The organism is Enterobacter cloacae complex sp. ESBL7 (assembly GCF_041679625.1).
Taxonomy (GTDB): Bacteria; Pseudomonadota; Gammaproteobacteria; order Enterobacterales; family Enterobacteriaceae; genus Enterobacter; species Enterobacter asburiae_B.
Genome location: NZ_JBGORN010000014.1, coordinates 70,211 through 81,929 on the forward strand (window position 1 = coordinate 70,211; position 11,719 = coordinate 81,929).

An 11,719-nucleotide genomic window follows, 5' to 3' on the forward strand; every position below is an offset into this window, starting at 1 on the left:
AGCCGCCCGTCAGGGCGGTTGTTATATGGGGATTTGCATGTTTGATATCGGACTCAACCTGACCAGCTCGCAGTTTGCGAAAGATCGTGATGAGGTGGTTGCGCGCGCGTTTGCCGCCGGGGTGAAAGGACTGCTGCTGACGGGCACCAACCTGCATGAGAGCGAGCAGGCGCAGCAGCTGGCGCAACGATACGATCGCTGTTGGTCTACTGCTGGCGTGCATCCTCACGACAGCAGCCAGTGGACCGAGGAAAGTGGCGATACCCTGTACAGGCTGGCAAAGACGCCAGACGTTGTGGCGATCGGCGAATGCGGTCTCGATTTCAACCGTAACTTTTCCACGCCTGAAGAGCAGGAAAAGGCGTTTACTGCCCAGCTTGCGCTGGCGGCAGAGCTTGGAATGCCCGTATTTATGCACTGCCGCGACGCGCATGAGCGTTTCCTGGCTCTTCTGGATCCGTGGCTGGAGAAACTGCCCGGCGCGGTATTGCACTGTTTCACCGGTTCACGGCAGGAAGCGCTGGATTGCCTGGCGCGAGGGCTTTATCTGGGTATTACCGGCTGGGTGTGCGATGAGCGTCGCGGGCTTGAACTTCGTGAGCTATTGCCGGTAATCCCGGCTGACCGGCTGCTCCTCGAAACCGATGCGCCTTATCTGCTACCGCGCGACATGAAACCCAAACCGGCATCTCGGCGAAATGAGCCCGCGTATCTGGGGCACATTGTTGAGAGCGTCGCGAAGTGGCGCGGAGAGGATCCGCACTGGCTTTCGGCGCAGACGGATGACAACGTGCGTAATCTGTTCGGGATAAACGTTTAGAGTTTGCGGAAGTCGGTGTTTTTAACGCTCTGCAGCACCTGCTTGTTCAGCAGATTGAGCAACAGCATAGAGCGCGCTTCCCCGTCCGGCTCGGCAAAAATCGCCTGCAGGCCTTCGAAAGCGCCTTCGGTTATCACGACGCTATCGCCCGAGTAAGGAGTTTCGGGGTCGGTGATCCCTTCGGGCTGTTGATAAATCGACAGCTGATGAATGACCGTCGACGGAACCGTTGCCGGGTGGGCACCAAAACGAACGAAGTGGCTGACGCCGCGCGTTGCGCTGATGGTGGTGGTGTGGATGACTTCCGGGTCGAACTCCACGAACAGGTAGTTCGGGAACAACGGCTCACTGACGGTTGTGCGCTTCCCGCGCTGCATTTTTTCAAGCGTGATCACGGGTGTCAGGCAATTTACAGACTGACGTTCAAGATGTTCCTGCGCGCGCTGAAGTTGCCCGCGTTTGCAATACAGTAAATACCAGGCCTGCATAATCACTCTTTCCCTTAGTTCGGGGCGCAAGCATATCAAAACCCTGGCGGGATCGCTAAGTTGATTATAATGGGGGAAAATGGAACAGAACGCATAAGTTCACGCTTATTTAACAAAATTACAGCATCAAGCAGGCTTACGCCGTATAATGAAGCGCTTACAGAGAGGCCATGATTAACTGCATGAAATACCACGATCTCCGCGACTTCCTGACGCTGCTGGAAAAGCAGGGTGAACTCAAACGTATTACACTTCCTGTCGATCCTTATCTGGAGATGACAGAAATTGCTGACCGCACCCTGCGTGCCGGTGGCCCCGCATTACTGTTTGAAAATCCGAAAGGTTACTCCATGCCGGTGCTGTGCAACCTGTTTGGTACACCGCGTCGTGTTGCACTGGGAATGGGGCAGGAAGACGTCTCTGCGCTGCGTGAAGTCGGTAAACTGCTGGCGTTTCTGAAAGAGCCGGAGCCACCGAAGGGCTTCCGCGATCTGTTCGACAAACTGCCGCAGTTTAAGCAGGTGCTGAACATGCCCACCAAGCGCCTGCGCGGCGCGCCGTGCCAGCAGAAAGTGCTGGAAGGCGATGCGGTTGATCTGACCAAAATCCCTATCATGCAGTGCTGGCCTGAAGATGCCGCTCCGCTGATCACCTGGGGGCTGACCGTTACGCGCGGCCCGCACAAAGAGCGGCAAAACCTCGGTATTTACCGCCAGCAGTTGATTGGCAAGAATAAACTCATCATGCGCTGGCTGTCGCATCGCGGCGGCGCGCTGGATTTCCAGGAGTGGTGCGCTGCGCATCCGGGGGAGCGTTTCCCGGTGTCTGTCGCCTTAGGCGCCGATCCGGCCACCATTCTGGGAGCCGTCACGCCGGTGCCGGATACGCTCTCTGAATATGCATTTGCAGGCCTGCTGCGCGGAACGAAAACCGAAGTCGTGAAGTGTATCTCTAACGATCTCGAAGTTCCGGCCAGTGCGGAAATTGTGCTGGAAGGTTACCTTGAGCAGGGTGAAATGGCGCCAGAAGGCCCTTACGGCGACCACACCGGCTATTACAACGAAGTGGATAACTTCCCGGTGTTTACCGTGACGCACATTACGCAGCGTGAAGATGCGATTTATCACTCCACGTATACCGGACGTCCACCGGATGAACCGGCGGTGCTGGGCGTGGCGCTGAATGAAGTGTTTGTGCCGATCCTGCAAAAGCAGTTCCCGGAAATTGTTGATTTTTATCTGCCGCCTGAAGGATGCTCGTATCGCATGGCGGTGGTTACGATGAAGAAGCAGTATCCTGGTCATGCTAAACGCGTGATGATGGGCGTATGGTCTTTCCTGCGCCAGTTTATGTATACCAAATTTGTTATTGTCTGCGATGATGACGTTAACGCCCGCGACTGGAATGACGTAATCTGGGCCATTACCACGCGAATGGACCCGGCGCGCGATACGGTGTTAGTCGAAAATACGCCGATAGATTACCTGGATTTTGCCTCGCCGGTTTCCGGCCTTGGCTCAAAGATGGGACTGGATGCCACAAATAAATGGCCTGGCGAAACCGACCGTGAATGGGGTCGCCCGATCAAAAAAGATCCTGCAGTGACCGCGCGAATTGACGCGATCTGGGACGAGCTGGCCATAATGAATAACGGTAAACCCTGAGCTGACCGTTAAGCCCTATAGACTTCCCGACAGAGAGAGCGAATGACAACCTTAAGCTGTAAAGTGACCTCGGTAGATGCCATCACCGACACCGTATATCGCGTCCGTTTAGTGCCAGAAGCGCCATTCTCTTTCCGCGCGGGTCAGTACCTGATGGTTGTGATGGATGAGCGTGATAAGCGTCCTTTCTCTATGGCCTCAACGCCAGCGGAGCAGGAATTTATTGAGCTTCATATTGGTGCGTCAGAGCTTAACCTGTATGCGATGGCGGTGATGGATCGGATCCTGAAGGAACGTGAAATCGTGGTGGATATTCCGCACGGCGATGCGTGGCTGCGCGATGACGAAGACCGTCCGCTGATCCTGATCGCTGGCGGTACGGGCTTCTCTTATGTGCGCTCTATTCTGTTGACCGCCCTGGCGCGTAACCCGGACCGTGACATCACCATTTACTGGGGTGGCCGCGAAGAGAAACATCTGTACGACCTGTCTGAGCTGGAAGCGCTGAGCGTAACCCATCCTAACCTGCGCATTGAGCCGGTGGTTGAGCAGCCGGAAGAGGGCTGGCGTGGTCGCAGCGGGACGGTGCTGACGGCGGTGCTGCAGGATCACGGCACGCTGGCAGGGCACGATATCTATATCGCTGGCCGTTTTGAGATGGCGAAAATTGCCCGCGACCTGTTCTGCAACGAACGTGACGCGCGTGAAGACCGCCTGTTTGGCGATGCGTTTGCCTTCATTTAAATAAAAAACCCGCCCCTGACAGGCGGGAAGAACGGCAACTAAACTGTCTCTCTTCGCCAATGACGCCATAACTGCGTTGGCTGCGCTCGTTCACCCGAATCACTTACTTGAGTAAGCTCATCGGGATTCGCTCGCTTGCCGCCTTGTTCTGACGCCATTGGCTTTGAGATACTTTTCCTGATTTACACTCTCTCAAACACCGTCGCGATACCCTGACCCAGCCCGATACACATCGTTGCCAGACCAAACTGGGCATCTTTGCGTTCCATCAGGTTGATAAGCGTCGTGCTGATACGCGCCCCGGAGCAGCCCAGCGGGTGACCGAGGGCGATTGCGCCGCCGTTGAGGTTAATCTTCTCGTCGATCTGCTCCATCAGCCCCAGATCCTTAATGCACGGCAGGATCTGCGCGGCGAACGCTTCGTTCATTTCAAACAGGTCGATGTCGCTGGCGGTTAATCCCGCTTTTTTCAGCGCCAGCTTCGAGGCCGGAACCGGGCCGTAGCCCATGATTGAAGGATCGCAGCCCACGACCGCCATCGAACGTACCCGAGCGCGAGGGGTTAAGCCCAGCTCGCGGGCGCGACTTTCGCTCATCACCAGCATCGCGGCGGCACCGTCGGACAGCGCCGACGAAGTACCTGCTGTTACCGTACCCGTGACCGGATCAAACGCAGGGCGCAGGGTAGAAAGCGCTTCTACGGTGGTTTCCGGGCGGATGACTTCGTCGTAGCTGAACTGCTTCAGTACGCCGTCTGCGTCGTGGCCGCCGGTCGGGATGATCTCATTCTTAAAGGCACCGGACTGCGTCGCCGCCCATGCGCGAGCGTGAGAGCGCGCGGCAAAGGCATCCTGCATATCACGGCTAATGCCGTGCAGACGAGAGAGCATCTCGGCGGTCAGACCCATCATCCCCGCGGCTTTCGCCACGTTACGGCTCATGCCAGGGTGGAAATCGACCCCGTGGCTCATCGGCACGTGCCCCATGTGCTCGACGCCGCCCACCAGGCAGGCCTGCGCATCACCGGTCATGATCATCCGCGCCGCGTCGTGCAGCGCCTGCATTGATGAACCGCACAGGCGGTTCACGGTGACAGCCGGAACCGAATGCGGGATCTCCGCCAGCAGCGACGCGTTACGGGCGATGTTGAAACCTTGCTCCAGGGTCTGCTGCACGCAGCCCCAGTAGATATCGTCCAGCGCAGCAGGATCCAGCGCCGGGTTACGCGCCAGCAGGCTACGCATCAGATGCGCGGAGAGGTCTTCCGCACGCACGTTACGGAATGCACCGCCTTTTGAACGGCCCATCGGGGTGCGAATCGCATCAACAATGACAACCTTTTCCATTGTGACTCCTTAAGCCGTTTTCAGCTCGCCAACCGGACGGGCTGGCTCAACTGCTGGATAGTAGGGTTCGTTATGGCGCGCTTTGTTACGCAGCCCTTCCGGCACCTCATAAAGCGGGCCGAGGTGCTGATACTGCTGAGCCATATCGAGATAGCGGGCGCTGCCGAGCGTGTCCAGCCAGCGGAACGCGCCGCCGTGGAACGGAGGGAAGCCCAGGCCGTACACCAGCGCCATATCGGCTTCTGCCGGGCTGGCGATGATACCTTCTTCAAGGCAACGCACCACTTCGTTGATCATCGGGATCATCATGCGGGCGATGATCTCATCGTCGGTGAAGTCGCGTTTCGGCTGGCTTACATCGGCCAGCAGGCCGTCCACCACGGCATCTTCTTCTTTCTTCGGTTTGCCTTTGCTGTCTTCTTTATAGCGCCAGAAGCCCAGGCCGTTTTTCTGGCCGAAGCGGTTAGCGTCGAACAGAGCGTCAATGGCGTCGCGATAATCTTTCTGCATACGCTGCGGGAAGCCTGCCGCCATCACCGCCTGAGCGTGGTGAGCGGTATCAATGCCGACCACGTCCAGCAGATACGCCGGGCCCATCGGCCAGCCGAACTGTTTCTCCATCACTTTGTCGATTTTGCGGAAGTCCGCACCGTCGCGCAGCAGCTGGCTGAAGCCGGCGAAGTAAGGGAACAGCACGCGGTTGACGAAGAAGCCCGGGCAGTCGTTAACAACGATCGGCGTTTTGCCCATCTTGCTGGCCCATGCCACCACTTTAGCGATGGTTTCGTCAGAGGTTTTTTCCCCGCGGATCACTTCGACCAGCGGCATACGGTGTACCGGGTTGAAGAAGTGCATCCCGCAGAAGTTTTCCGGACGCTTCAACACGCTCGCCAGTTCGCTGATTGGAATGGTGGAGGTGTTAGAGGCTAGCACGGTCTCAGGACGAACTTTATCTTCCGTTTCTGCCAGCACCGCTTTTTTGACTTTCGGGTTCTCGACGACGGCTTCGACTACTACGTCCACGCGATCGAAACCGCTGTATTCCAGCACGGGCTGAATGGTGGAAATCACGCCTGCAAGCTTCAGCCCGTCAATTTTTCCGCGCTCCAGCTGTTTATTCAGCAGCTTGGCCGCTTCGGTCATGCCCAGCGTCAGGGATTTCTCGCTGATGTCTTTCATCACTACCGGCACGCCTTTCCAGGCGGACTGGTAAGCGATACCGCCACCCATAATGCCGGCGCCGAGTACCGCCGCATGTTTTGGCGTCTCAACGTTTTTAGTCAGCTGTTTGGCTTTACCCTTCACGAACTGATCGTTGAGGAAGATACCGACCAGCGCGCGAGCTTCATTGGTGTGCGCCAGCGGGACAAAGCTCTGATTTTCGAGCTTCAGCGCTTCATCGCGTCCGAGACGAGCAGCCGCTTCAATGGTTTTCACCGCCGTGATCGGCGCAGGATAGTGTTTACCCGCCGTCTGCATCACCATGCCTTTGGCGATGGTAAAGCTCATGGTGGCTTCAATCTTGCTGAGTTTTAACGGCTCCAGCTTCGGCTGGCGTTTGGCTTTCCAGTCGAGATCGCCGTTAATGGCCTGACGCAGAATGGCGAGTGCGCCTTCAACCAGTTTCTCTGGCTTCACGACGCCGTCGACCAGGCCGATTTTCTGCGCCTGTTCTGCGCCGACGTCTTTACCTGCGGCAATGATCTCCAGCGCGCTGTCGGCACCCAGCATGCGCGGCATACGCACGGAGCCGCCAAAGCCCGGCATGATGCCCAGCCTGGTTTCCGGCAGGCCGATGCGCAGGTCCGGCGTCGCCAGACGGTAGTCGGTCGCGAGTACGCATTCGCAGCCGCCGCCCAGCGCATAGCCGTTAACGGCGGAAATGGTCGGGACAGGCAGATCTTCCAGACGATTAAAGACGCTGTTGGCAAAGTGCAGCCACTGGCTCAGCTGTTCTTCCGGGACCAGGAACAGCGAAAGAAACTCGGTGATATCGGCACCGACAATAAAGGCCGCTTTGTTCGAACGCAGCAGCAGCCCTTTTAATTCAGGTTGTTTTTCAAGAACATCCAGCGCCTGGCCAAGACTGGCCACCGTCGCGGTATCAAGCTTGTTCACTGAGCCGGGGGCATCGAACACCAGTTCGGCAATGCCATCTTCCAGCCAGTTGAGGTACAGGGTGTCGCCTTTGTAGAGCATGTCAGTCTCCTGAATCCAGCAATTGGATCTGGTCATACCAGATGAATCGGAGTGTGGGATTTATGTTAATAAAATGCAAATTACTCATTAAGAAAATGCTGCATTGATCACGGTCGGTGGAAATCACGCAGCCGGAGTGAGGTGTGCTAAGATGCGATGACTTGAGGTCAAAAAAACGAAAGGAAGAATGATGGACTCACTGGCTTCGCTTTATAAAAATCATATCGTTACCCTACAGGAACGTACCCGCGATGTACTGGCCCGCTTTAAGCTGGATGCGCTGCTGATCCACTCCGGCGAGCTGATGAATTCCTTTCTGGATGACCACGCTTATCCGTTTAAGGTGAACCCGCAGTTTAAAGCCTGGGTGCCGGTGACTCAGGTTCCAAATTGCTGGCTGCTGGTGGATGGCGTGAACAAGCCGAAACTGTGGTTCTACCTGCCGGTCGATTACTGGCACAACGTAGAACCGCTGCCGACCTCTTTCTGGACGGAAGAGATTGATGTGATTGCACTGCCGAAAGCGGACGGCATTGGCAGCCAGCTGCCTGCCGCGCGGGGCAATATCGCCTATATTGGCCCTGTTCCGGAGCGCGCGCTGGGTCTGGATATTCCTGCTGATAAACTCAATCCGAAAGGGGTGCTGGATTACCTGCACTATTACCGCGCGTATAAAACCGACTACGAACTTTACTGCATGCGTGAAGCGCAAAAAACGGCGGTGAACGGTCACCGTGCCGCGCATGAAGCGTTCCAGTCCGGCATGAGCGAGTTCGACATCAATCAGGCCTATCTGACCGCGACAGGCCATCGTGATACCGACGTGCCGTACAGCAATATCGTCGCGCTGAATGAGCACGCGTCCGTGCTTCATTACACCAAACTGGATCACCACGTACCGTCGGAGATGCGCAGCTTCCTGCTTGACGCAGGCGCCGAGTACAACGGTTACGCGGCCGACCTGACCCGTACCTGGGCGGCGAATGCGGATACCGATTTCGCGCAGCTGATTAAAGACGTGAACGATGAACAGCTGGCGCTGATTGGCACCATGAAGGCGGGAACCAGCTATGTGGATTACCACATCCAGTTCCATCAGCGTATCGCAAAACTGCTGCGTAAACATCAGATTGTGAAAGACATGAGCGAAGAGGCGATGGTCGAGAACGATCTGACCGGGCCATTCATGCCGCACGGTATCGGCCACCCGCTGGGCCTGCAGGTTCACGACGTTGCGGGCTTTATGCAGGATGACACCGGCACGCACCTGGCGGCACCGTCTAAATATCCTTACCTGCGCTGCACCCGTATTCTGGAGCCGCGTATGGTGCTGACGATTGAACCGGGGATCTACTTTATCGAATCCCTGCTGGCGCCGTGGCGTGAAGGTCAGTTCAGCAAACACTTCAACTGGGAAAAAATTGACGCGCTGAAGCCGTTTGGCGGTATTCGCATCGAAGATAACGTGGTGGTTCACGAAAACGGTATCGAGAATATGACGCGAGACCTGAAGCTGGCCTGATGGAAAGCTGGCTGATACCGGCTGAACCGGTCACCTTTGTTGAGGAAATCAAGAAAAGCCGCTTTATTACGCTGCTGGCGCATACCGACGGCGTAGAGGCGGCAAAGGCGTTTGTCGAATCCGTTCGGGCTGAGCATCCTGACGCGCGTCACCACTGTGTGGCGTGGGTGGCTGGGCCGCCGGATGATTCACAACAGCTGGGGTTTTCCGACGACGGTGAACCGGCGGGCACGGCCGGTAAACCCATGCTTTCGCAGCTGATGGGCAGCGGCGTGGGTGAAATTACCGCCGTGGTGGTGCGCTACTACGGCGGCATCCTGTTAGGCACGGGTGGGCTGGTAAAAGCCTATGGCGGCGGAGTTCAGCAGGCACTGAATATGCTCACAACTACCCGCAAAACGCCGCTTACCGAATATACTTTGTTGTGCGATTACGCTCAGCTATCGGGCATTGAAACGCTGCTCAAACAGTTTAACGGCGTCATCGCGCACAGTGAATATCAGGCAATGGTGCAATTACGCGTGGCGCTTCCGCAGGCGGAACTGGCTGCTTTTTCAGCAAAACTGGCTGATTTTAGTCGTGGTTCGTTGCAATTGCTGCCGATTGAAGAATAATCCCCACCTCACTTTTTTGAATACCAAAGGAAGCGGCAGAGATGCATTTTCGTGCCATAACCCGAATCGTTGGACTGCTGGTCATACTCTTTTCCGGGACGATGATTCTCCCGGGACTGGTGGCGCTTATCTACCGGGACGGCGCGGGGCGGGCATTTACCCAGACCTTCTTTGTCGCGCTGGCGATCGGCTCGCTGCTGTGGTGGCCAAACCGTCGTCAGAAAGGTGAGCTGAAATCTCGCGAAGGATTTCTGATTGTGGTCCTGTTCTGGACGGTGCTGGGGAGCGTCGGTTCGCTGCCCTTTATCTTCTCTGAACAGCCTAACCTGAGCATCACGGATGCCTTTTTTGAATCCTTCTCCGGTTTAACGACCACCGGGGCGACGACGCTGGTGGGGCTGGATTCCCTCCCGCACGCCATTCTCTTTTATCGTCAAATGCTGCAGTGGTTCGGGGGGATGGGGATCATCGTCCTGGCAGTGGCTATTCTTCCTATTCTGGGCGTTGGCGGCATGCAGCTTTATCGCGCCGAAATGCCCGGGCCGCTGAAAGATAACAAAATGCGCCCGCGTATTGCCGAGACGGCGAAAACCCTCTGGCTTATCTATGTCTTACTGACGGTGGCCTGTGCGCTGGCGCTATGGTTCGCCGGGATGCCCGCTTTCGACGCCATCGGACACAGCTTTGCGACGATCGCGATCGGTGGGTTCTCCACTCACGACGCCAGCGTCGGCTACTTCGACAGCCCTACGATTAACACTATTATTGCCATTTTCCTGCTGATTTCAGGCTGTAACTACGGTCTGCACTTCTCTTTACTGAGCGGGCGCAGCCTGAAAGTGTACTGGCGTGACCCTGAGTTCCGCATGTTCATTGGCGTCCAGCTTACGCTGGTGATCATCTGTACCCTGGTGCTGTGGTTCCATGATGTCTACAACTCCGCGCTGACCACGCTAAATCAGGCGTTCTTCCAGGTGGTATCGATGGCGACGACCGCCGGGTTTACCACGGACAGCATCGCGCGCTGGCCGCTGTTCCTGCCGGTGCTGCTGTTATGCTCGGCATTTATCGGGGGCTGTGCGGGTTCTACGGGCGGTGGCCTGAAGGTGATTCGTATTCTGCTGCTGTTTAAGCAGGGGAACCGTGAGCTGAAGCGTCTGGTCCACCCGAACGCGGTTTACAGCATTAAGCTGGGGAACCGCGCGCTGCCGGAACGTATCCTCGAAGCGGTGTGGGGATTCTTCTCGGCGTATGCGCTGGTGTTTATCGTCAGTATGCTGGCGATTATCGCGACGGGGGTGGATGATTTCTCCGCCTTTGCATCCGTCGTAGCAACATTGAATAACCTCGGGCCCGGCCTGGGCGTTGTGGCGGATAACTTTGCCAGCATGAACCCGGTCGCGAAATGGATCCTCATCGCCAATATGCTGTTTGGTCGTCTTGAGGTCTTTACGCTGCTGGTGCTGTTCACCCCTACATTCTGGCGCGAGTAAGGAGCCGTTGATGAAAACATTGATTCTTTTCTCTACGCGAGACGGGCAAACGCGCGAGATTGCCGCTTATCTGGCGTCGGAATTAAAAGAGCTGGGTATTTACTCTGATGTGGTGAACCTGAACCGTGTGGAGCAGATAGCCTGGCAGGAGTACGATCGCGTGGTGATTGGCGCGTCAATTCGTTACGGGCATTTCCATCCGGCGCTGGATCGCTTTGTGAAAAAGCACACGGCGGTGCTCAACAAATTGCCCGGTGCGTTTTATTCGGTCAACCTGGTCGCACGTAAAGCCGAGAAGCGTACGCCGCAGACCAACAGCTATACACGCAAGTTTTTACTCAGCTCGCCGTGGCAGCCTGACCTGTGCGCCGTCTTTGCCGGCGCGCTGCGCTACCCTCGCTACCGCTGGTATGACCGCTTTATGATCCGCCTGATTATGAAGATGACCGGGGGTGAAACCGATACGCGTAAAGAAGTGGTTTATACCGACTGGTCGCAGGTGGCCAGTTTTGCGCGGGAAATCGCACATTTAACGGGCGATTCGCGACATAAATAAGCGTTAAGTTTGAAAAGTGAGCGAACGAAAAGTTTTTTGTATTTTATGCTTGTCACGTCGGAATAACTCCCTATAATGCGCCTCCACTGACACGGAACAACGGCACACACGCCGCCGGGTCAGCAGAGAAAAGCGAAATTAATCACTTGACTCTGAAAGAGGAAAGCGTAATATACGCCACCTCGCAACGGTGAGCGAAAGCCGCGTTGCACTGCTCTTTAACAATTTATCAGACAATCTGTGTGGGCACTCAAAGTGACATGGATTCTTAAC

10 protein-coding genes are annotated in these 11,719 nt (G+C 56.4%); 7 read left to right on the forward strand and 3 right to left on the reverse strand.

All coding sequences use genetic code 11. The annotated features are described in order from the left end of the window. Window positions 1–37: 37 nt before the first annotated feature. Window positions 38–820 (forward strand): 3'-5' ssDNA/RNA exonuclease TatD, encoded by a 783-nt coding sequence (gene tatD / locus ACERY3_RS23790; protein WP_232939071.1) that lies wholly within the window; start codon window positions 38–40, stop codon window positions 818–820. On the opposite strand, the gene rfaH is transcribed toward tatD, so the two are convergent. Continuing rightward, window positions 817–1,308, reverse strand: coding sequence for a transcription/translation regulatory transformer protein RfaH (gene rfaH / locus ACERY3_RS23795; protein WP_033146887.1), 492 nt, complete (start codon window positions 1,306–1,308; stop codon window positions 817–819). The genes tatD and rfaH overlap by 4 nt on opposite strands. Before the next feature lie 173 nt (window positions 1,309–1,481). On the opposite strand from rfaH, the gene ubiD reads away from it, so the two are divergent. Both ubiD and fre read left to right on the forward strand, forming a co-directional pair. Then, a complete protein-coding gene (ubiD, locus tag ACERY3_RS23800; protein ID WP_161496003.1) occupies window positions 1,482–2,972 on the forward strand; it encodes a 4-hydroxy-3-polyprenylbenzoate decarboxylase in 1,491 nt (496 codons plus the stop codon). Window positions 2,973–3,014: 42 nt separating this feature from the next. Beyond that, a complete protein-coding gene (gene fre / locus ACERY3_RS23805; protein ID WP_008501516.1) occupies window positions 3,015–3,716 on the forward strand; it encodes an NAD(P)H-flavin reductase in 702 nt (233 codons plus the stop codon). Window positions 3,717–3,898: 182 nt separating this feature from the next. On the opposite strand, the gene fadA is transcribed toward fre, so the two are convergent. Beyond that, on the reverse strand, window positions 3,899–5,062 hold the full coding sequence (fadA, locus tag ACERY3_RS23810; protein WP_033146886.1) for an acetyl-CoA C-acyltransferase FadA: 1,164 nt from the start codon (window positions 5,060–5,062) through the stop codon (window positions 3,899–3,901). Between the two features lie 9 nt (window positions 5,063–5,071). Then, window positions 5,072–7,261, reverse strand: a complete 2,190-nt coding sequence (gene fadB, locus ACERY3_RS23815) for a fatty acid oxidation complex subunit alpha FadB (protein ID WP_033146885.1) — start codon at window positions 7,259–7,261, stop codon at window positions 5,072–5,074. A gap of 190 nt (window positions 7,262–7,451) precedes the next feature. On the opposite strand from fadB, the gene pepQ reads away from it, so the two are divergent. Genes pepQ through hemG form a run of 4 tightly spaced genes read left to right on the forward strand, consistent with a single transcriptional unit; the run spans window position 7,452 to window position 11,446 of the window. Continuing rightward, on the forward strand, window positions 7,452–8,783 hold the full coding sequence (gene pepQ, locus ACERY3_RS23820; protein ID WP_373226599.1) for a Xaa-Pro dipeptidase: 1,332 nt from the start codon (window positions 7,452–7,454) through the stop codon (window positions 8,781–8,783). Continuing rightward, on the forward strand, window positions 8,783–9,397 hold the full coding sequence (locus ACERY3_RS23825) for an IMPACT family protein (RefSeq protein ID WP_033146883.1): 615 nt from the start codon (window positions 8,783–8,785) through the stop codon (window positions 9,395–9,397). The genes pepQ and ACERY3_RS23825 overlap by 1 nt, the downstream gene beginning before the upstream one ends. 41 nt (window positions 9,398–9,438) lie before the next feature. Further along, window positions 9,439–10,890, forward strand: a complete 1,452-nt coding sequence (trkH, locus tag ACERY3_RS23830) for a Trk system potassium transporter TrkH (RefSeq protein WP_023309600.1) — start codon at window positions 9,439–9,441, stop codon at window positions 10,888–10,890. A 10-nt stretch (window positions 10,891–10,900) separates the two neighbouring features. Continuing rightward, on the forward strand, window positions 10,901–11,446 hold the full coding sequence (gene hemG / locus ACERY3_RS23835) for a menaquinone-dependent protoporphyrinogen IX dehydrogenase (RefSeq protein WP_058841039.1): 546 nt from the start codon (window positions 10,901–10,903) through the stop codon (window positions 11,444–11,446). Window positions 11,447–11,719: the final 273 nt, after the last annotated feature.